Origin of the sequence: Amycolatopsis silviterrae (genome assembly GCF_042684085.1) — a bacterium.
Taxonomy (GTDB): Bacteria; Actinomycetota; Actinomycetes; order Mycobacteriales; family Pseudonocardiaceae; genus Amycolatopsis; species Amycolatopsis silviterrae.
The window spans coordinates 290,490-311,842 of sequence record NZ_JBHUKS010000011.1; the positions used below are offsets into that span (position 1 = coordinate 290,490).

Consider the following 21,353-nt stretch of genomic DNA (forward strand, 5'->3'; position numbering starts at 1 on the left):
GGAGGAAGTCCCGCGAGTAAGGAGCGCTCGGTTAACTGAATTGTTGTCCCGCAAGCGGATGCGCCGGCGTGTCCGCCCGTCGCTGGATGGTGCTCAATGACGACTGCCGATTCGCACGCGACATCACCTGGTTGGACGTCCCGTCGCGTCTTCACGCTCATTCTTCTGGCCGGTCTCGGCGAACTGACGATCTTCGTGTTCTCCGCGGTGTCGACCGCACTGCCCATGCTGCGCCGGGATTTCCCGGGCGCCCCCGCGGAGTGGGTGATCAGCGTGCAGCCGCTGGTCGGCGGAGTGCTGACGCCGGTGTTCGGGAAGCTGGCCGACCGGTACGGCAAGAAGCGAATGCTGGTCGTGGCAGGCGTCCTCATCTCCGCGGGCGGGTTGATCTCCGCCACCGCCACGGTTTTCCCGCTGCTTCTCATCGGTCGTGCCATGCAGGGCTTCATCACGGCGGTCGTGTTTCTGTCCTACTCGCTGCTGCGCGACATTTTCCCAGCCCGGCTTGTGCCGGTCGCGGCGAGCTTGTCGGTGACCGGGATGGGTGTCATGACGGTGATCCAGCCATTCCTCACCGGGTGGCTGGTGGACGAGTTCGGATGGCAAGCGGTGTTCTGGTTCCTCGCCGCATACGCGGCCCTGTTCACCGCAGGAATTGCGGCGTTCGTCGCGGAATCACCGCTCCGGAACAAGTCTCGGATCGACTGGGCGGGAGCCGCGCTGCTCGGCTTCGGCCTCGGCTTCCTGCTGCTGGGCCTTGGCCGCGGAACCAAGTGGGGCTGGGGATCCGCGGTGACGATTCTGGTCTTCGCCGTCGCGGTCGTTCTGTTGACAGGGTGGTTGCTGCTGGACCGGCGCATCGCGGAGCCTTTCGTCGATCTCCGGCTGCTGGGTGCGCGGCCGGTGCTCTTGTCTGTCGTCTCCGCCGGACTGATTTCCGCGGCGTGCGGGCTCATGTTGACGCTGATCCCGTTGATGGTCACCGTCCCGAGAGAGGTGGGCGGAAGCTATGGGTTCGGCGCGTCCGCGACCGGCGTGGCGCTCTACACCGCACCGATCGGCATCTGCCTGCTCGTCTTCGGATACGTGGCGGGACGGTCGGTCTCCGCTGCGGGTCCCCGGCTCACGATGGCTGTGGGAGCGTTGTTCGTCGCCGCCGGCTTGGCGATCGCGGCACTGTGGCACGACCAGCCGTGGCAGCTCGTCGTCGCGGCGCTCGTCTATGCGATCGGGCAGGGTACGACGTTCGGCGCGGCACCGAATTTGATCATCAGTTCTGTTCCCGCGGAGCAGCAGGCAGTCATGTCCAGCTTGATGGAGTGCGCCAAGTCCCTGGGCCCGTCGATCGCCACACAGGTGGTCTTCGCAGTCCTGGCGGCGACGGCGTCGCCCGCGCACGGGACCGCTGCGATCTACTCCGGTGCAGGGCTCTCCATCGGATTCGCGATCGCCGCGGCAATCGCTCTGGTCAGTTCGACAGCGGCTTTCTTGATGCCCAGGAACCGGTCAGCCACTCCGAGGACCACCACGTCACCGCTGCGTCACCATCTGGCTGGTTGACGGGATGAGCCATTGGAACGGGGCAGGAGCCGTTGACACACCGGAATCGGCTGAACGTCCCGCAGCAGCGATCTCATCTCGGGATGTCGGCTCGGTGGCTGGCTTGCTGACCGCTGACGCGACGATATGGCGCAACACTGACGGCAGAGTGCGGGATCGGCCGGCTGCCGTGGCCGAGGCGGCAACGTTCTTCGGGCAAGTCGCGGAGGTGCGGTACGAGGAAATGCGGGTGTTGCCGGCCCCGCGTGGTTATGTCCAGCAGCACGTCCTCGTGGTGCGCACGACCGGTGCGCACGAAGCGGTGCGTGTTCCGGCCTGCATGGTGGTCGAAACGCGAGACGGCTTGATCACCCGGATCGAGGAGTATCTCGATGAGTCCGCGCTTGCCAGGAAAGCCACAACGCCAGCTGGCCCGTTGGACGGGAGAGTCGCTGTCGTCACCGGAGCGGGCCGCGGCATCGGCCGCGCGATAGCGACATCCCTTGCCGAGGCCGGTGCGTCGGCGGTGGTCAACGATTTGACTGTGGACGTGGTTGAAGAGACTGTCGGCGTGTTGCATGCGGCGGGCTTGCGGGCTGTCGGGCATGCCGGGGACATCACCCACGACAAAGCACCGTCCGACCTGGTTTCCTGCGCGGTCGACCAGTTCGGCACCATCGACATCGTCGTGAGCAACGCTGGTTATTCGACGTACGGCGCGGCACTTGAGATGACGGACGAACAATGGCAGCCAATGCTCGATCTGCTGCTGACCGCACCCTTCAGACTGCTGCGCGCGGCGGGCCGGCAGTTGGTCCGGCCGGCGTCGCATGTGCGCAAGGTCGTGAACGTTTCTTCAGTCGGCGGCATTGCCGGATCTCCCAATGCCGTCGGGTACTCCGCCGCGAAGGCAGGAATTCACGGTCTCACGGCGACTTTGGCGAAAGAGCGGGGACCGTACGGCGTCACCGTCAACGCCGTGGCGCCTGGACTGATCCGCACGCGTCAGACAGAGGGGCCAGCGGCCGGCCATGAATCCATCGAGGTCAGTGACGGAGGAACGGCCCCGCTCACCGGCGTTCCGCTCGCTGAACTGGAAACGCAGGTCCCGCTCCGGCGGATCGGGGCTCCTGAGGACGTCGGCGGTGCGGTCCGGCTGCTCTGCTTGCCTGAAGCCGATTACCTCAGCGGGCAAGTCTTGGTGGTCGGCGGCGGCTGGATGCCCTCAACCGGCCGGACGCATCTTCGGCGTTGTGGACAAGAAGAACACCAGCAGCACGTCTCAAGGAGGCAGTGATGGGCAAACCTCATTTCGCGTCGGCAGTGAGCGAGGGTATCCAGAACCTCGACCAGTACGGCTATACCGTTCACGAGAACTTCCTGCCCACCGCTGAGGTCCAGACCTTGCGTTCGCGGCTGGTAGAGCAGGCCGAGCAAGAGTGCGAGGCAGGCGTTGCGACGCTCGCGAATGGCGGCCACGCGGCGGGCAAGTATGTCGGGCGTCCGAAATCCGGTACCGTGCCGACCTTCCAGTCGGTCGATTTCCTTCCGAACAAGGGCCGGCCGTTCCTGGACCTGCTGCACAAGCCGGTCATCCACGAGTACGCGGCGCACTTGTTCCGCGGGGAGCCGTACAACCTCGCCTCGGAAGCCGGCGTGATCCTGCGCAGGGGCGGCACCGCGCAGGTCCTGCACGCCGATCAGCAGGCGATTCCCCTGGTACTGGATCGCCCGGTGATGTTCGTGATGATGGTCTGCCTGTCGGACTTCACCCCGGACATGGGCGCCACGGAGGTGGTTCCCGGATCCCATCGGTTTCCCGCGCCGGACTTGCAGCGGTCTCCCGAGGAGCAGGTGGCGGAGCGCGATGCCGAGTTCATGCCGATCACGGCGCCCGCCGGTTCGGTAGCGCTGTGGGAGAGCCGGACCTGGCATCGGCAGGGCACGTCCACTTCCGACCAGGACCGGATTTCGATCGGGTGCGCGTGGGCGTTGCATTTCATCAAACCACAAACGTTCTTCCCTGCTGTTGTGCACGATGACGTCTACGACACGTTGTCCGACGAGGACAAGCGCGTGCTCGGATTCGAAGTGGTCCGGGAGTATGCCGGAGCGATCGGGCCACGGTACCGAGGAGACCGCCGCGCCAATCTCAACGTCTCTTATCCCTACATCCCGGAGCTGAAGCCGGGAGCACGGGCCTGACGACAGGACGCAACGGGGTCCGAATCCAACGGGCCAGTGATTGGCCAGGAGTTAACGGTGTGCATTCCCTGCCGAGCATGAGGCGCGAGGGCGAAAATGTCGGTGGTCCGGTCTACCTTCCCGGCCATGACTGGTTACTTTGGAATCATCGGTTCGCTGGTTGCGTCCGTCGTCGCTCTGGGGATCGCCATCGCTGGCTGGCGGAGATCCGATCAGAGAGCGGAGCAGGACAAGGATGATGCCGCGGCGGGAGCACGGGGAGCTCTGCTCGGCGAGCTGCCCGCGCTGCACTTCGATGCGGTCGGCGCAGGAGATGCATCGAGGAACGATGCCAAGATGAAAGCGATTCTGCCGCAGTTGCCTGGCTATCTGGCGACAGCGTTGCGTGTGAGGTTGAGGCTGCAGTACACGATGGACGGCGTCGCGCTCGATGCGGCGAGCGCAGCTCGGCTTCGGCTGCATGAAGAACCCCATGCAGGTCGCAAATGGCTCATCTTCGACCGCTCCTCGGTCATCACCGGCCGCGGATTCGACTCCTATCCGGAGTGGATCGAAGCGGAGCAGCGTTAGTACGTGGCGCGGTCGAGGACGCGCTTGTGAATGCGGACGTCGACCTCGCTTCCGTCGTGCACGTCGTCCTGGGCATACCGGCCCCTGTCGGTCGCGAAGGGACGGTGCCGGGCGACGATCCGTTCTGGACGGTCATGCACGCCGACCTGACCGGCGTGCTGGGCGAGTGGCTCCGGATCCCCGTGGTCGTGGAGAACGACGCGAACTCGCCGCGTTGGCGGAGCGGAGCTACAACCCGGCGGCTCGGAGCCGGGACCTCGTCGCGCTCTTGTCGGCTTGCCGCATGGGCGCGGGGATCATCGCGGGCGGCGAACTGGTGCGGGGACGGGCCGGGCGCGCTGGCGAACTTCGCTGGCTCCAGCAGGTCGAGGGGGTCGGCAGCACCGTCGGGGCGAGCTACTGGCTGATCGACCAATGCCGTCACACGCTGGCGGACGGGGAACAGGCTTCCTGCCTGCGCGGGCTTGCTGCGGAAGAGTTGACCATGGCGAGCATTCGCACCGCTGCTCGGGAAGGGGATCCGGTCGCGAAGGCGGCCATGGCCGGTGCCGCCCGCCGGCTCGGCCGTACGATCGCGGCGATGGCGTCGATGCTGGACCCCGAGACCGTGGTGATCTGCGGCAGCGCAGCTCATCTCGCGTCGGACGTGCTCCCGCTGATCGACGAGGAGGTAAGCCGGCTGCTCGACGGCGCGGACGGTCCGGCGGTGCAGGCTTCGAAGCTCGGTGACGAGATTATCCTGACGGGTGCAGTCGCCTTGGCACTCCAGCAGGTGCGGCGGAACGCGGCGGAGATAGCGCTCAAGCGGTAGCTCTGTTTTCCGTTCGCTGCCGTCTGTTCGCCATGCTGATTTCGGGCGCAGCCCAGCTGGCAAGAAGCCGAAGCCGTTCTTCGTCGGCGCTGTCGGGCGCGGTGGTCGGGTGAGGCTGGCGTCGGTGGTCAGTTGCATAGCCTCGAATTCAAGGGCGAGTTCGGCGGGTGCATAGCTCGCCGACGAGGCCGGACAGGCCCTTGTGGCGCAGGCTGCGGTGCGCGGGATGGCGACGGACGTGCGACAGAGCCTGTCGCACTCGGGGAAGAAGCCAGGGGAGGCCGGGTCAAGATATCTGAAGCGGCGGCACGGCAGTCGGCGCAAGCATCGTCCGGTTCGTCCGTGTGGGTGGTCAGCCTTGAATCACGATAGAACATCTGTTCGAATGAATGGGCTGAATGGTTGCCTCGGGGGTGTGGATCTTGACTGGAGTTGTCGAAGTGGATGACCCTCGGTCGTTGCGGAGAGCGACCGAGGGCGGGGAAATGACAACTTATGGCTACCGTGTCGCGGAATTGTTCATAACGCGGCCACGCAAGCAGACGCCGAGGATCGCACTGACTGAGCCGGAGGCGGCGGGCGGTCTTTACCAGGCGGTGTTCAAAGCGGCGAACGATGCTTTAGCCCGGGGCGAGAAGGACGAGGTTCGCCGGCATTACACCCGCATCTCGCAGGTCCGCGCGGACGCGTGGGGGATTCTGCTGACGGTCAAGGGCGGAGACTACGGGGAACCCCGCGAGGTAATCGATGTCGACGCAGACGAGACCCTTGGCAATCCACGCTCGATCGGGCAGAGCGACGCGGTGCTCAGCGACTTTTATTCATTGCTGATCATCCCTCCGTACGGGGAGTCCGGCCTGCTGATCACCGAGGTGAAGGGGCGGTCGCACTTGCAGGGCGCGACGTTGCGCCAGCTGAACTACAAGCTCCGTGACCTGGGCGTTTTCTTGCGGATCACGTCCGACGCCGTCGACGCGCAGGCATGGCGCGAGTTTCTCGCCGATGATGCGGTCGGGGTGACGGGCGTGGAGCTGGTGCAGTCCACTCCTTCGCCGGACCGCACGCGGTTCACCAGCGAAAACGTGCGCCGGTCGTGGCTGCACCTTGACCTCGAGAACGGCTCGCAGCTCAAGGCGAAGGTGGTGAACGCGCTGCGCGCGATGATCGGTCAGCCGGACCGGCGACCGCGCCTTGTCGGATTGGTAGGGCTGCGCGATTTCGCTGACGAAGACTTCGACGAGGAACGGATCATCACCGTCCGCGACGGTAAAGAACGCAAGCTCGACGTGCGCTCTTCGTGGCCGCGGTTCACATACCGAATCGACACGGAAGAACGACTGACGGCCGCTGAATTCGTTGACGAAGTGGCTTCGACGGCGCGGGATGCGCTGACGTTCCTGAACGTGGACGTGGCCGCGAACTGGCGCCCGGTAGTCGACGATTGAGAGCTGGCCGGGATGGACAAGCTGCGCAGGTTCAATCCGTGGCCGATTTTTCTCTACAACAGCAAGGCGATGCGCGGACCGGACAGCGACCGGCTGACGTGGGCCGAGCGTGCTTTGCTGTACGGTACTCCGACCGTTGGCCTGGTGCTTTTCCTGGCATTCCGTCTCCAGCTCGGCGGGATTGCCCAACTCCTCTCGGCGACGTCGCTGTTGGTCGGAGCGATGCTCAGCACTTTTGTGTTCCTGGCCAATCTGCGGATCAAGATCCAAGAGGTGCCGGACTACCGCGTCCGTTCGGGATTGAAAGAGCTGGTCGCTTCGTCCGCGGTCGGTGCGTTGCACGTGTCGTTGATGGCGATGCTGCTGGCGCTCGGCTTGGCGCTGATGGCGTCGTGGCCGCTTCTGGCAGCGGACGGGATCCCTGGCAACGTCGCCTCCAGCGTATGCGTCGCGCTGCTGATCCACCTCGTGATCTCTCTCGCTGCGGTCCTGCGCCGGCTGTTCGCGATTTACGAGGACTTGTTCAAGGGAGACTTCTTGGCCAAACCATCGCCGGAGGAACCGCAACCGCGCCGTGCGAAGGAGTGAAAGCTTGTCTGCATACGCGTTGGGCGGCTTCTGAGAACTTTGCCCGTAGTGCTCGGTCACTCTGTCGGGTGGCTTCGGTCTGCTGACACAGGGCGTGTTGCAAGAAGCGCTTAGCGCCATGGCCGAACAGGCCTAGCAGAAGGGAGCGAGCGAATGCGTGGCGTGGTGCTGAACGCCCCCGGTGACGTGCGGGTGGAGACGCGAGAGGATCCGCGGATCGTCGAGCCGGCCGACGCGGTCATCAAGGTCTCCGCGGCCTGTGTCTGGCGGGTCGGATCTGTGGCCCTACCGCGGCATCGAGGACGTTTCCAGCCCTGCTCCGATGGGGCATGAGTACGTCGGCGTGGTCGAGGAGGTCGGCAGTGCCGTGACGTTTGCGGCGAACGGCTTCCGCGCCAGGCGTGTTTCCGGCAGCGATGCGAACAGTATCGGGCTCCGGTCTTGCGATCGAGTCTCGCAATCCAGGTCGATCCGCATTCGGGGCAGGTCTGTCGTTCGCGTTGCTCTTCGCGGAGGGCCGACACGCGTCGTCGGCTGCGTTGGGTCCAGCGCCAATGGCGGCCGCGGCACGCGTCGCTGCAGTAGACCGCATCGCGGCGAGACGATGCCGGGAGGACGCTGCCGCAGGGTCATCGCATAACATCGCGCGCTCAGCGCAGAATGGTTCACAGCTTGCGCGCGCCGGCATTTATGACAATACTGCGGGGCGACGGATTCTCAGGGAGCATCTTGAGGAAGCGGCCTCCCAGGGCGATAATATTGTCAGGCGATTTGAGGATCAATACGGAAAAAGTGAGATCCGCGAATCCCTGCTCGCTGGCCCCAATGGTATACTGAAGATTCAGTCGACTTGGCAGCTTACATCAGGGGGATTGCGGTTGACTACCATAATCCCGATGGGTGGTGGGTGATGAATCCTCTTTTGGAGGTTCCGAACGTTTCCGATCTGGACGAGTACCCAGTCGAGGTTGTCTTGGCTGACGAGCCGGGTGTCGTCAATGTGAAGGCTTCGGCGCACGACGGCTCAAGCGTTGCCTTGACATGGGATGTGACAGCCGGTTCGGCACGTATTTGCTGGAAGCGGGCGGATGACGTTCAATGGATTGTCGAGCGGGAGGGGCTGTCCAAGATTTCGGTTCGCGAGGAGCGGGACCGGATCGAGTTCTGGATCTGGTCCGGCGGGTACGGTTTTCGCGGGGAGTTGGTAGTCCGAATTGGCAAACATGTTTACATTTCAGATGTATTGTTGCGCGTGTAATTTGGCTGAAAATGTTTTATTTTCCGGGAGGGTTGGTCGCCGGTATTTCAGATAGGTTAGATGGGCGCTTCGTCTCGGCGGCTGTGGAAGTTGCGGCACTGGCAGTTCCGGAGCCCCTGTTTGATGAATTCCACCTGGGGGTGATGGGGTCGGCTGAACCATGCGCTCAGTGCCCTGTTGTTGTTCGCGTTGCTGGGGCTGGTGGTGGCGAGGTGGTAGGCGGTTCATCGCTTGACGTGGTTCGGCTCGCAGTCTCTCGCACGCGGAGCGTGCTTTGGGCTCGGGCGGTGCCGACGCCGTCGACAATTCCGGGTTGGCGGCTTCCGCGGGTGCAGCCGGGATCGGCGGGCCAGTTGCGGAAGTAGCGCACGGAGTCGCAGTAGCCGCGGATCGTGCGGGCGCTCTTGGTCTCGGCTTCGAGTGACATGGCCCACTCGTTGATCAACGCCTGCCAGGCTGGCGGAGCGAGGGCCAGGGCTCGGGTGCGCAGGTGAAAAACCTCAAATAGGAGCATCACCAAGCCCCCGCCCCGCACGCGACGGCACGAAAGAGGGGCTGAACCCGCAGGTCCAGCCCCTCTCGGTCGGGATGACAGGATTTGAACCTGCGACCCTCCGCTCCCAAAGCGGATGCGCTACCAAGCTGCGCCACATCCCGGCACCCCCAAGCCTCCGGGGCCTTCCCAAGTGGTGAAGAACCCGTGTACCCGGGGGGTGTACGACCCACCCTAGCGGGCACGCTAAGCTGGCTTCGCTCCCGGGTCACCAGGGGCGCTGCGGGTGTAGCTCAATGGTAGAGCCCTAGTCTTCCAAACTAGCTACGCGGGTTCGATTCCCGTCACCCGCTCCAAGCTTTCTACCTCGGACGATGCCGCGTCCGCCTCCAGACGGGCGGCGATGACGTCCAGCAGCAGGTCAGTGTCCACCGGCTTCGTGATGTAGTCGTCGGCACCCGAGGCGAGGGTGCGTTCGCGGTCTTCTTCCGTCGCTTTCGCTGTGACGGCAATCACCGGCAGGTCTTCGTGGGCCGCTTCGGCTCGGATGGCTGCGATGGTGGCGTTGCCGTCCAGTTCCGGCATCATCACGTCCATCAGGACCAATGCGGTGTCCTCGTGACGTTCCAGGGCTCGGATTCCGGCCACGCCGGTGTCGGCGTAGATGACTTCGAGGCCTGCCTGTTCCAGGACTGCGGCTAGGGCGAAGACGTTGCGCAGGTCGTCGTCGACGATGAGGACCTTTTCGCCGTTGAAGCGTTTCGGGGCGCTGTTCGGTTCGGCCACGGTGATGGTGCTCGGCAGGACCGGCAGCTTGGGGGTGGGCCGCACGGGGGTCGTCGGGGCGATCAGGTTCGCGGCGCCGACCGGCAGGTACAGCGTGAAGGTGCTGCCTCGGCCGGGGACGCTGCTGACGCGCAGTTCGCCGCTCAGCAGTTCCGTGAGCTGCTGGCTGATCGACAGGCCTAGACCGGTGCCGCCGTACTTGCGGCTGGTGGTTCCGTCGGCTTGGCGGAAGGCGTCGAAGATGACTTCCAGCTTCTCCTCGGGGATGCCGATGCCGGTGTCTTCGACGCCGAACGCGATGATGCCGGCGGCCGAGCGCAGGGACTCTTGTTCGACCTCTTCGGGGTCTGCCATGCGGATGTGCAGGCGCACGCCGCCCTCGTCGGTGAACTTCGCGGCGTTCGACAGCAGGTTCCGCAGCACCTGCTGCAGGCGGTGCTCGTCGGTGTGCACGCTGCCCGGCACCGGCGGGTCGATCAGGACCGCGAACTCCAGGCCCTTGTCCGCGGTCAGCGGGCGGCACAGGGATTCGACGTAGTTGACCAGCTCCGGCAGCGTCACGTCGGACATCTGCAGGTCCAGCTTGCCGGCCTCGACCTTCGCCAGATCGAGGATGTCGTTGATCAGCTGCTGCAGGTCGGAGCCGGCCGCCCAGATGGTCTTCGCGAACTGGATCTGCTTCTCGGTGAGGTTGCCCTCCGGGTTCTCCGACAGCAGTTTCGCGAGGATCAGCGCGCTGTTCAGCGGAGTTCGCAGCTCGTGCGACATGTTCGCCATGAACTCGTTCTTGTACTGCGACGCGACGGTCAGCTGCCCGGCCCGTTCCTCCAGCTCCTGGCGGGCCTGTTCGATCTCGATGTTCTTGACCTCGATGTCGCGGTTCTGCTGGGCCAGCAGCGCCGCCTTCTCGGCCAGTTCGGTGTTCGACCGGCGCAGTTCGCCCTGCTGGGCCTGCAGCTGCTCGGATCGCGCGCGCAGTTCCTGGGCCAGCCGCTGCGATTCGGTCAGCAGGGCCTCGGTGCGCGAGTTCGACAGGATCGTGTTGACGTTGACGCCGATCGTGTGCCGCAGCTGTTCCAGCAGGTCCAGGTGCACCGCGGAGAATTCGTTGACCGACGCCAGTTCCAGCACGCCGAGCACCTCGCCCTGGAACAGGACCGGCAGCACGATCACGTTCACCGGCGGCGCCGAGCCGAGCCCGGACGACACCAGCGCGTACTCCGGGGGAGCGCCGTTGACCAGTATCGTCCGCCGGTCCACCGCGGCCTGGCCGATGAGCGATTCGCCGAGCCGGAAGCGCAGGCCGGTGCGGGCCTGGGCGAGTCCGTAGGCCGCGATGCAGTCGAGCAGCTTGTCCGGGTCGCCGGCGTCCTCGTCGTCGTGGGCGATGAAGAACGCGCCCTGCTGCGCGCTGACCAGCGGGGCCAGCTCGGACAGGATCAGCGTCGCCACCGACGCGAGGTCGCGGTGGCCCTGCATCCGCCCGGACAGCCGCGCCAGGTTCGTCTTCAGCCAGTCCTGTTCGCGGTTCGCGGAGGTGGTCTCCTTGAGGTTCGCGATCATCTGGTTGATGTTGTCCTTGAGGTCCGCCAGCTCGCCGGACGCGTCCACGGTGATGTGCCGGGTCAGATCGCCCGCGGTCACCGCCGTGGCGACCTGGCCGATCGCGCGGACCTGCGTGGTCAGGTTGCCCGCCAGCTGGTTCACACTCTCGGTGAGCCGCTTCCAGGTGCCGGACACGCCCTCGACCTCGGCCTGGCCGCCCAGCTTGCCTTCGGTGCCGACCTCCCGCGCCACGCGGGTGACCTCCGCGGCGAACGCGGACAGCTGGTCGACCATCGTGTTCATCGTGGTCTTGAGCTCCAGGATCTCGCCCCGGGCGTCGACGTCGATCTTGCGGGACAGGTCGCCGCGCGCGACCGCCGTGGTGACCTGCGAGATGTTCCGCACCTGGCTGGTCAGGTTGTGCGCCATGAAGTTGACGTTCTCGGTCAGGTCCTTCCAGGTCCCGGCCACGCCGGGCACCCGCGCCTGACCGCCGAGGATGCCTTCCGTGCCGACCTCGCGGGCGACCCGGGTGACCTCGTCGGCGAACGCGCGCAGCGTCTCGACCATGTCGTTCAGCGTCCCGGCCAGCGCCGCGACCTCGCCCGCCGCGTCGATGGAGATCTTCTTCGACAGGTCGCCGTTCGCGACCGCGCTCGCCATCGTGGCGATGCTCCGGACCTGGACGGTCAGGTTGTCCGCCATGACGTTCACGTTGTCGGTGAGGTCTTTCCAGATCCCCGCGACGCCGGGCACGCGCGCCTGGCCGCCCAGCCTGCCCTCGGTGCCGACCTCGCGGGCGACCCGGGTGACCTCGTCCGCGAAGGCGGACAGCTGGTCGACCATCGTGTTGAGGATGTTCTTGAGTTCGAGGATCTCGCCGCGCGCGTCGACGGTGATCTTCTGCGTCAGATCGCCGCGCGCCACGGCGGAGGTGACCTGGGAGATGTTCCGCACCTGGTCGGTCAGGTTGTTGGCCATGAAGTTGACGTTGTCGGTGAGGTCCTTCCAGGTCCCCGCCACGCCCGGCACGGTGGCCTGACCGCCGAGCTTCCCTTCCGTGCCCACCTCTCGCGACACCCGGGTGACCTCGTCGGCGAAGGACGAGAGCTGGTCGACCATCGTGTTCAGCGTCGTCTTCAGTTCGAGGATCTCGCCCCGCGCGTCGACCGCGATCTTCTTCGTCAGGTCGCCGCGCGCCACCGCCGTCGCGACCTGTGCGATGTTGCGGACCTGCGCGGTGAGGTTGTTGGCCATGAAGTTCACCGAGCCGGTGAGGTCGCGCCAGATGCCGGCGACCCCGGGCACGGTGGCCTGGCCGCCCAGCTGCCCTTCGGTACCCACTTCGCGGGCGACCCGGGTGACCTCGTCGGCGAAGGACGAGAGCTGGTCGACCATCGTGTTCATCGTGGTCTTGAGCTCAAGGATCTCGCCGCGGGCGTCCACGGTGATCTTCTGCGTCAGATCGCCCTTCGCGACCGCGGTGGTCACGTGCGAGATGTTCCGGACCTGGTCGGTCAGGTTGTCGGCCATCTGGTTGACCGAGTCGGTCAGCCCGCGCCAGGTGCCGGCCGCGCCGGGGACCTCCGCCTGACCGCCGAGGCGGCCGTCGCTGCCGACCTCGCGGGCGACCCGGGTGACCTCGTCGGCGAAGGACGAGAGCTGGTCGACCATCGTGTTCAGCGTCGTCTTGAGCTGCAGGATCTCGCCGCGCGCGTCGACGTCGATCTTCTTCGTCAGATCGCCGGCCGCGACCGCCGTGGCGACCTGGGAGATGTTGCGGACCTGGTCGGTCAGGTTGTCCGCCATCAGGTTCACCGAGTCGGTGAGGTCGCGCCAGGTGCCCGCGACGCCCGGCACGCGCGCCTGGCCGCCGAGGCGTCCTTCGGAGCCGACCTCGCGCGAGACGCGGGTGACCTCGTCGGCGAAGGACGAGAGCTGGTCGACCATCGTGTTGATGGTGTTCTTGAGTTCGAGGATCTCGCCGCGGGCGTCGACGTTGATCTTCTGCGTGAGGTCGCCGCGGGCCACGGCGGTGGTGACCGAGGCGATGTTCCGGACCTGCTCGGTGAGGTTGTCGGCGAGGAAGTTGACCGAGTCGGTGAGGTCGCGCCATGTCCCGGCCACGCCGGGGACTTCTGCCTGACCGCCGAGGCGGCCTTCCCCGGCGATCTCGCGGGACAGCCGGATCACTTCGGCGGCGAACCGCGACAGCTGCGCGTTGAGGCCGTTCACGGTCTTCGCCAGCTCGGCGTACTGCCCGCGCAGCGGACGGCCGTCCAGCTGCAGCGCCATCGGCTGCGACAGATCGCCCTCGGCGACCGCGCCGAGCACCCGGTCCAGCTCCACGACCGGACGGCTGACGTCCTCGATCAGCCCGTTGACCGTGTCGACGGCGGTGGCCCAGCCGCCGGGGCCGATTTCGGTGCGGACGCGCTCGGTGAGCTTGCCTTCCTGGCCCACCTCGCCGCGCACGCGCATGAGTTCGGTCACCAGCCGCTGGTTGCGTTCGGCGATGTCGTTGAACGCCGACGCGAGCCGCGCGGTGATCCCGTCCCCGTGCGCGACGAAGCGCCGCCGGAAGTTGCCGTCCCCGAGGTCGTGGACCGCCGCGAGCAGCCGCTCCAGCGCCGCGACCTCGCTCGCCGGGACGAAATCCGGTTCCGCGGCCCCGGAGTTCCGGGGGCTCCCGGAAGTCTGGGGAGTCTCTGTCATCTCTGCCGACCTTCCCACCACGCGTGTGCCAGCCATGGTCGTCGACCCAGCCTGCCACGGTTCGCCCTACACTTCGACCCAGTCCGCCCGCGCACACTGTGCCAACCTGGAAGGACCAGGACCGTCAGGTCGACCCGGAGGCAGGAGGTTCGTGCATGGTGTCACGGCCCGCTCCGGCGTCGGCCCTGCCACCCGGCGCCGAGCTGCCCGGGCACGCCGGATTCTGGCGCTCGGTGCTCGACGACGTCCGCGACCCGGTCTTCCTGCAGGACCCGGAAGGCGCGCTGCGCTGGGCGAACGCGGCCGGCGAGCGGCTCGGCCCCGCCGAACTCGTCAGCGTGACCGAGACCACCGGGAAGGTCGGCCACCGGCCGGCCAAGATCCGCGTGCTGCCCGGCGGCTGGCGTGCCTGGACGGTGGTCGACGACGGCCGCCGCCGTCCGGAAGAGTTCCTCGCCGAGGCCGGTCCGAAACTGGCGCTCGCGCGCGGACGGCACGGCACGGCACGGGTGATCGCGGAGCTGGCGGCGTCCGCTTTGGGCGATTGCGCCTTCGTGCTGCTGCCGACGACCCGTGGCCGCTGGGAGTGGTGGAGCTGTACTGAGCACGGCGCGGCGGGCCACGGCCGGATCCGCCGGGTGCCGGCGCAGCTCGCGCCGGTGGTGTCCGACGCGGTCACCGACCTCGCCCGGCCCGAGGTGCGCGCGGTGCCGGCCACTGAGGTCGCGGCGCTGCCCGCGGCGGTCGCCGAGCCTTTCGAAGGACACCTTGAGATTTCGGTGGTCTCGTTCGGTTCGGGCATGGCCGGTGCGGTGCTGCTCGGCAGGCGCGGAGAAGCCGCGTTCGGGCTCGCGCAGGGCCAGGCGGTCGAGGCGTTCGCGGACGCGGCGGGCACTGCGCTGGCCAACGCGCAGCGCTACGCCCGCCAGGAGGAAGCGACGCGCGGGCTCGAATCGACGTTGCTGCCGACCCCGCCCGCGCAGATCGACGGGGCGAATTTCGAGCTGTGGTACGAACCCGCGGGCGGAGTGCTCGGTGTCGGCGGCGATTTCTACGACGTCCTCCCGCGCGACGACGGCAGCGCGTTCGTGGTCGTCGGCGACATCTGCGGCAAGGGAGCCGAGGCGGCCGCGCTGACCGGCCGGGTGCGGCATTCGCTGGCCGCGCTGCACCTGGTCGAACGCGACGGCCGGACCATGCTGCGGCTGCTCAACGAACTCCTGATCTCCGGCGGCAGCAACCGGTTCGCGACGCTCGTGCTCGGTTCGGTCGCGGCTGCGGAATCCGGGCTCGACGTCACTCTCGCCTCCGGTGGCCACCCCGCTCCGCTCGTGCTGCGGCGCGGGGGAAGGGTCGAAGAGGTCAGTGTGCCGGGCACGCTGGTCGGGGTGTCGCCGCAGGCGCGTTTCGCGGAGGCGACGACACATCTCGACGAGGGCGACGTCTGCCTGCTCTACACCGACGGCGTCACCGAAGCCCGCAACCGCACCGAATCCACCGAGCTGTTCGGCGACGAGCGGCTGTACACGGTGCTGGAGGATTGCGTCGGGCAGCCGGCGCGCGAAGTGGTGCGCCGGCTGCGCGAGGCGGTGCGGGAGTGGCTGGGGAATTCTGGGCATGACGATATTGCCGTGTTGGCGATTGAGGCTGCGCCGCGCGCGGAGTGAGCTGGCTGGATTCCTTGCGCGGGCTGGGCGATTCTGGTCATAGCGGCCTCGTGGTGTTGGCGATCGGGGCTGCGCCGCGGGCGGAGTGGCTTAGCCGGATTCCTTGCACGGCCGGGCGAGCCGGTGCGTGAATGGCTCAGCAATTCCGGTCACGGCGACCTCGTGGTGCTGGCGATCGAGGCCGCGCCGCGCGCGGAGTGACCTAGCCGGATCCCTTGCACGGCAGGGCGGTGCGGTGCGTGAGTGGCTCGGTAAGTCCGTCCACGGCGACATTGCGGTGCTCGCGATCGAGGCCGCGTCGCGCGGACTGACCTAGCCGGATCCCTTTCCCCGCAAGCAAAAGCCGCGCCGCGTTCAGTGTCCGCGCCGGATTCGCCCTTCGGGTGCCCGGTCGGCCTTTGCCGCCTGATCCGGTGCCGGGGCGGCTTTGGCGTCCCGTTCCGGTTTGGCCGCGCGAGCGGCTTTCGGGCACTCGAAGTGTTCCCGGCACTGCCGTCCGTAGCGACGTGCGTGTACGGTCATCGGTCCCACCTCCCGCCTCGCCTCCAGGATCGCGCGCCGGAGCGGACTTCGCCACCGAATTGCGGCGCGTCAGCCGTCCGGGTGGTCCGGCGGCTCGAGTGCGGCAGCAGCGGACTGTCTAATGTGGAGACTTGCCGCTCGGCGGGCCGGTGCTGGGGTCCCGGGGCTGTTTTGTCTGTCCTGGCGGGGTTTTCGGCGGAGTCCGGCCGGTCTGGCTCGCTTGACTCGGCAGCGTCGGCGAGGTGCGGTCCGTCGTTTCGGGCGGGAGCGTCGTCGTTTGCGCGGGCGGATCCGCTTTCGGCGAACGGGTCGCCGGCGCGGACGGCGAATGCCGCGGTGCCAGGTCCGGGGAATCGGACGGCGTGGAAGCGGGTGGGGAAGCCGGGATCGGAGCCGGTTCGCGGACCGGCGCGGAGCCGGTGCCCGGGCGGAGCGGGGTGGCCAGCAGGAGCGTCCCGGCCGCGACCAAGGCCACCGGAAGGCCCGCCGCGAGCAGCACGCGCCGCCGGGACGCGACGCGATGGCGGCGGCGGAAGACAGCCAGCCGGGTCTTTAGCGGAAGCCGCAACGTTTCCGTGCCGCGCAGCGCACGCGCCACCGCGGTCGCGGTCGGCCGTTCTTCCGGGTCGCGCATGGTCATCGCGCGCAGAGTCCTCGCCAGCGGTTCCGGCGCGTCCGACGGCACCCGCGGCGCCCGATGCAGCCGCACGACCGCGGTCTCCGCCGCCGTGCCGGGGTATTCGCGGACGCCGGTGAGGCATTCCAGCAGAACGAGCCCCAGCGCGTACACGTCCGAAGCCGGGCCGGGATGTTCGCCCAGCACCTGCTCCGGCGAGAGATACGCCGCCGTACCGACGACCGCGCCGGTGTCGGTCACGCGGGTCGCGTCCACGAAGCGCGCGACGCCGAAGTCGGCGATCCGCGGGCCGTCGTCGGACATGAGGATGTTGGCCGGTTTGAGGTCTCGGTGGGTCACGTCGTGGGCGTGCACGTGGGCGAGCGCCTCGGCCAACTGGGCGCCCAGTTCTACGACGCGGTCGGCCGGCAGCGGCCCGGACCGCAGCCATTCGGACAGGTTCGGCCCGTGCACGCAGTCCATGACGAGGTACGCGTGCCCCTCGTCGACCCCGGCGTCGACGAACCCCACCAGCCCCGGGTGCCGCACCGCGCGCAGGGCCGCTATCTCCTGGTCACGGCGGTTGCGGCCCAGTTCGACGGCTCCGGCGTGGAACAGCTTGACCGCCACCGAGGCTCCGGTTTCCCGGTCTTCGGCGCGGTGCACACAGGCCGTCGCCCCCTCGCCGATCCGCTCGACCAGCTCGTACCGGCCGGCCAGCAGCTGCGGGGCCGGTCCGTACCTGCCCAGCGCGAACCGTCGCGCGGTCGTGCCCGCGTCCGCATCGCCAGCGCCGGTCATCCGCCGATCACCTTCCCCCGAGTAGCGGGGTCAACTTACTCGCCGACCGGCCAGGGCAAAAGCGGCACGGCGGTCCCGGGGGATGCCCGGCCCAGCGGGGGAGACCCTTCCGGCGGTTCGCGGGTACAGTGACAACTGGGTATTACAGGCGCGCGCAATACTTGCAGGTACATTTAGTTGGGTGCGGCCGGTGCTGCCCGGGGCCGCGGCCGCCCGCAACCTGGGCCGCCAGGAGGAGGTGCACCATGTCAGTGTCGGACGACGCCGTCGAGGCACGCGCGCAAGGCTGGCGGACGCTGGCCGCGCTGCACGCGCGGATCGAGGACCGGCTGAACCGCGCGCTGGAAGCCGAGCACGAGCTTTCGGTGAGCGAGTACACGGTGCTGGACGTGCTCGGGCGGCAGGACGGGTTCCATCTGCGGATGAGCCAGCTGGCCAATGCGGTGGTGCTGAGTCAGTCGGCTACTACGCGGCTGGTGACCCGGCTGGAGGAGCGGGGGTTGTTGTCCCGGTACCTGTGCCAGGACGATCGGCGGGGGATTTATACCGAGGTGACTCCTGCTGGGCAGAAGCTGCTGGCGGCGGCTCGGCCTACGCATGACGCGGCGTTGTCGGCGGCGTTGGGGGAGGCGGAGGAGTTGCCTGAGCTGGCTCCGTTGGTTACCGCGTTGGGTGCGTTGACGTTCGCTGGTCAGTGAGCGGATGGGTGGGGGGCTCGTCGCCTGGCGGCGACATTGCGCCCTGTCTGGTTGAGAGGGCACCCCGAAGCTAATTGTGATGACGGACGGCGGGTGCTTGTCAAGGCGGGAAAGATGCCTTGACAAGCACCCGCCGTCCGCATTGGGGCTTCGTATCGGGGTGCGGGGGTGGTGTGGGTGCGCTGGTGGGTTGGGTGCGTCGGCGGCGGTTGGGTGAGGGGTGGGGCTAGCGCCCCAATGTGGCGTTGGTTGCGTGGGACGCAACCAACGCCACATTGGGGGCATGCGACGCACCGAACGCCACATTAGGTGCGTTGGCGGCAGCGGTCCGTGAGGGGAACCCTGGGGGAATCAGAGTCCCTCAGGGTTCCCCTCACGGATCTGGTCAGGGGCGTAGGCGGTGGAGGTCGCGAGGGAAAAGCGTTGCTCCGCGTACGTTCGCCACGTTCAGTACTCGGGCGATCCAGCGTTCCAGGCCGATTGCGAACCCGCCGTGTGGGGGCATGCCGTGGGCGAATGCGGCTAGGTAGTCCGAGTACTGCCCGGCTTGATCGCCTAGTGCGGTCAGGTAGTCGGAGTAGCGGTGTAGTCGTTGGCCGCCGGTTACCAGCTCCAGGCCCCGGAATAGTAGGTCGAAGCTGTTCGATTTAGTCGGGTTCGTCGGGTCTGGGTGGGTGTAGAACGGGCGTTTCGCCATCGGGTATCCGGTGACGAACAGGAATTCCGAACCGTGTTCCCGCTCGGACCATTCGCAGAGCCAGCGTTCGTGGGCGGGGGCCAGGTCCGGTTCGCCTCGGGGGTCTTCGCCGGTGTGCTGGGTCAGGAGTTCTTGTGCCGCAGCGAAATCGATCGACGGGATCTCTTCCGGCACGAATGGTGCGTCTGGTCCGGCGGCGGTGGCCATCTCGGCGATGACGTCGCGCAGCACTGTCATCACGTCGCGGTGGTCAGTGATGAAGCCCAGTTCCGCGTCCAGGCTCGTGTACTGGGCCAGATGTCGTGCGGTGTCGTGGGGTTCGGCTCGGAAAACCGGGCCTACCTCGTACACCCGCTCGAAGACGCCGACCATGGCTTGTTTGAAAAACTGCGGGGACTGCGCCAGATAGGCCGGGCGTCCGAAGTAGTCGAGCTGGAATACGTTCGACCCGGATTCTGTTGCGGTGGCGACGATTTTCGGGGTGTGGATCTCGGTGAAGCCCTGGTTGTCCAATGCTCGTCGGAACGCCGCAACGCTTGCCGCCGCGACCTCAAAACGCCTGCGTAGCAACGGGTGTCGTAGGGCTACTGCGGCGTTGTCCAGCACTACCGGCAACCCGGCAGATACCTCGGGGCGGTAGAGGTCGAACGGCGGCCGTTTGTCCGCTGTGGACAACACTTCTACTGTGGGGTCCCGCAGTTCGGCGCCTTGTGAGGTGGCGACGACTGGTCCGGTTAGGCGGACGACGGTCTCCTCGGTGACGTCCGGCGGGTTGGCGAATACTGCTTGCGCGGTTCCGGATCGGTCGCGAATGACGAGGAATGACACGGATTTCAGCACGCGCCGGCGGTGCACCCAGCCGGCGATCGTTACGGTGGAGCCTACGTGGTCACGCAGGCAGGCCACCGGGGTGCGGGTACTCAATTTTTCTCCTGAGCGGGCACTCGGCAACCCTTGGGGGTGCGGGCGAGAAGGGAAACTCGCGGTGCCACCGCACCTTCGCCGCCGGAAAGGCAGCCTCGTCTGGGCCGGATGACGGCGGCCGGGGCCGGCGGGGCATTTCCTCCCCGCACTCAGGAGTGTCTTCACGCCGGGCGCGACGCTGCCTTCTCACTGGCGGCAGCTCTCTGTCCCTCGCGATGCCCTGCGCTACTTGTCTCCGTCAACGCGTTGCCGCAACGGTAGAACACCGCTGCGGCCCGCGTCGCCTGATTTATCGGACGCCCAGCAGATGCTCCAGTGCCAGCTGGTTGAGCCGGGTGAAGTGGTAGCCGCGCCGGCCGGCTGCCTCGACGTCGAACTCGTCGGCGGCCAGGTCGTCCAGGGTTTCGCCTTCGGCGAGCGTCGGGGTGGACAGCTCCGGTACCCGGGACGCGGCGAGCGCGTCGGCGACCTCCGGATCGGCGCGGAAGGCGCGGGCTTTCTCGCGCAGGATCAGGTAGGTGCGCATGTTCGCGGCGGCGGAAACCCAGACGTCCTCGGGGTCTTCGGTGCGCAGTGGTTTGTAGTCGAAGTGCCGCGGACCGTCGTAGCCGCCGTGTTCCAGGAGGTCTACGAGGAAGAACGCGCTGGTGAGGTCGCCGTGTCCGAAGATCAGGTCCTGGTCGTACTTCGGGCCGTGCTGGCCGTTGAGGTCGAGGTGGAAGAGTTTGCCCTGCCACAGCGCCTGCGCGATGCCGTGCACGAAGTTCAGCCCGGCCATCTGCTCGTGGCCGACCTCCGGGTTCAGCCCGAACAGCTCGGGCCGGTCCAGCTGCGAGATGAAGCCGAGCGCGTGGCCGATCGTCGGCAGGAGGATGTCGCCGCGTGGTTCGTTCGGCTTCGGTTCCAGTGCGAAGCGGAGGTCGTAGCCCTGTGCGACGGCGTAGTCGGCGAGGACGTCGAGGCCTTCCTTGTACCGGGCGAGCGCGGCGCGGACGTCTTTCGCGGCGTCGGATTCGGCTCCCTCCCGGCCGCCCCACAGGACGTAGGTCTGCGTGCCGAGTTCCGCGGCGAGGTCGAGATTGCGCCGGACCTTGGTGAGCGCGTACCGCCGGATGTCGCGGTCGTTGCTGGTCAGGCCGCCGTCTTTGAAGACCGGGTGGCTGAACAGGTTCGTCGTCGCCATCGGCACGCGCAGGCCGGTTTCGTCCAGCGCTTTCCGGAACCGGGCGATCGCGACGTCGCGGTCCGGTTCGGTGGCGAGGAGGTCGTCGTCGTGGAAGGTGACGCCGTACGCGCCGAGTTCGGCCAGCCGGTGCACGCTCTCGACCGGGTCGAGCGGCGGGCGGGTCGCGACGCCGAACGGGTCGGCCGCGGGCCAGCCGACGGTCCACAACCCGAACGAGAATTTGTCGTCCGGCGTGGGGGCGTAGTCGTCCATGCCCGTCCCTTCATTTAGTTCACGTTGTAGACTAA

General features: G+C 67.3%; 14 protein-coding genes and 2 tRNA genes. 11 read left to right on the plus strand and 5 right to left on the minus strand.

All coding sequences use genetic code 11. From position 1 onward, the window contains the following. Positions 1–96: 96 nt before the first annotated feature. The 8 genes from ACFSVL_RS16915 to ACFSVL_RS16950 all read left to right on the plus strand — a co-directional run bounded on the left by ACFSVL_RS16915 (position 97) and on the right by ACFSVL_RS16950 (position 8,416). Positions 97–1,560: an MFS transporter gene (locus tag ACFSVL_RS16915; protein ID WP_378305169.1), complete on the plus strand. Its 1,464-nt coding sequence runs from the start codon at positions 97–99 to the stop codon at positions 1,558–1,560. A gap of 4 nt (positions 1,561–1,564) precedes the next feature. Further along, positions 1,565–2,836 (plus strand): SDR family oxidoreductase, encoded by a 1,272-nt coding sequence (locus ACFSVL_RS16920; protein WP_378305171.1) that lies wholly within the window; start codon positions 1,565–1,567, stop codon positions 2,834–2,836. Then, a complete protein-coding gene (locus tag ACFSVL_RS16925; RefSeq protein WP_378305173.1) occupies positions 2,836–3,744 on the plus strand; it encodes a phytanoyl-CoA dioxygenase family protein in 909 nt (302 codons plus the stop codon). Before ACFSVL_RS16920 ends, ACFSVL_RS16925 begins: the two co-directional genes overlap by 1 nt. Before the next feature lie 126 nt (positions 3,745–3,870). Continuing rightward, entirely contained in the window at positions 3,871–4,314 is a 444-nt protein-coding gene (locus ACFSVL_RS16930) for a hypothetical protein (protein WP_378305175.1), read from the plus strand. Continuing rightward, entirely contained in the window at positions 4,217–5,125 is a 909-nt protein-coding gene (locus ACFSVL_RS16935) for an ROK family protein (protein WP_378305391.1), read from the plus strand. The genes ACFSVL_RS16930 and ACFSVL_RS16935 overlap by 98 nt, the downstream gene beginning before the upstream one ends. 458 nt (positions 5,126–5,583) lie before the next feature. After that, entirely contained in the window at positions 5,584–6,570 is a 987-nt protein-coding gene (locus ACFSVL_RS16940) for a hypothetical protein (RefSeq protein WP_378305176.1), read from the plus strand. Between the two features lie 12 nt (positions 6,571–6,582). Further along, entirely contained in the window at positions 6,583–7,158 is a 576-nt protein-coding gene (locus tag ACFSVL_RS16945; protein WP_378305178.1) for a hypothetical protein, read from the plus strand. Between the two features lie 850 nt (positions 7,159–8,008). Continuing rightward, the gene (locus ACFSVL_RS16950; RefSeq protein ID WP_378305180.1) at positions 8,009–8,416 is read left to right on the plus strand and encodes a hypothetical protein; all 408 of its coding nucleotides are present in this window, start codon (positions 8,009–8,011) and stop codon (positions 8,414–8,416) included. Between the two features lie 583 nt (positions 8,417–8,999). Here ACFSVL_RS16950 and ACFSVL_RS16955 read toward each other — a convergent pair. Beyond that, positions 9,000–9,073: transfer RNA gene (locus ACFSVL_RS16955), tRNA-Pro, on the minus strand. Between the two features lie 118 nt (positions 9,074–9,191). On the opposite strand from ACFSVL_RS16955, the gene ACFSVL_RS16960 reads away from it, so the two are divergent. Further along, positions 9,192–9,265, plus strand: a tRNA-Gly gene (locus tag ACFSVL_RS16960). On the opposite strand, the gene ACFSVL_RS16965 is transcribed toward ACFSVL_RS16960, so the two are convergent. Then, positions 9,234–13,955: a HAMP domain-containing protein gene (locus tag ACFSVL_RS16965; protein WP_378305182.1), complete on the minus strand. Its 4,722-nt coding sequence runs from the start codon at positions 13,953–13,955 to the stop codon at positions 9,234–9,236. The two genes, ACFSVL_RS16960 and ACFSVL_RS16965, sit on opposite strands and share 32 nt — an antisense overlap. 155 nt (positions 13,956–14,110) lie before the next feature. Here ACFSVL_RS16965 and ACFSVL_RS16970 point away from each other — a divergent pair, with 155 nt between their 5' ends. Continuing rightward, a complete protein-coding gene (locus ACFSVL_RS16970; RefSeq protein ID WP_378305184.1) occupies positions 14,111–15,622 on the plus strand; it encodes a PP2C family protein-serine/threonine phosphatase in 1,512 nt (503 codons plus the stop codon). A 640-nt stretch (positions 15,623–16,262) separates the two neighbouring features. On the opposite strand, the gene ACFSVL_RS16975 is transcribed toward ACFSVL_RS16970, so the two are convergent. Further along, positions 16,263–17,561: a serine/threonine-protein kinase gene (locus ACFSVL_RS16975; protein ID WP_378305186.1), complete on the minus strand. Its 1,299-nt coding sequence runs from the start codon at positions 17,559–17,561 to the stop codon at positions 16,263–16,265. Positions 17,562–17,806: 245 nt separating this feature from the next. Here ACFSVL_RS16975 and ACFSVL_RS16980 point away from each other — a divergent pair, with 245 nt between their 5' ends. Next, the gene (locus ACFSVL_RS16980) at positions 17,807–18,259 is read left to right on the plus strand and encodes a MarR family winged helix-turn-helix transcriptional regulator (RefSeq protein WP_378305188.1); all 453 of its coding nucleotides are present in this window, start codon (positions 17,807–17,809) and stop codon (positions 18,257–18,259) included. Between the two features lie 385 nt (positions 18,260–18,644). On the opposite strand, the gene aspS is transcribed toward ACFSVL_RS16980, so the two are convergent. Further along, positions 18,645–19,880 carry an aspartate--tRNA(Asn) ligase gene (gene aspS, locus ACFSVL_RS16985; protein ID WP_378305190.1) on the minus strand — a complete coding sequence of 412 codons (1,236 nt, stop codon included), beginning with the start codon at positions 19,878–19,880 and terminating at the stop codon, positions 18,645–18,647. Positions 19,881–20,169: 289 nt separating this feature from the next. After that, complete coding sequence (gene xylA / locus ACFSVL_RS16990) at positions 20,170–21,318, minus strand: xylose isomerase (protein WP_378305192.1); 1,149 nt, start codon at positions 21,316–21,318, stop codon at positions 20,170–20,172. Between the last annotated feature and the right edge of the window lie 35 nt (positions 21,319–21,353).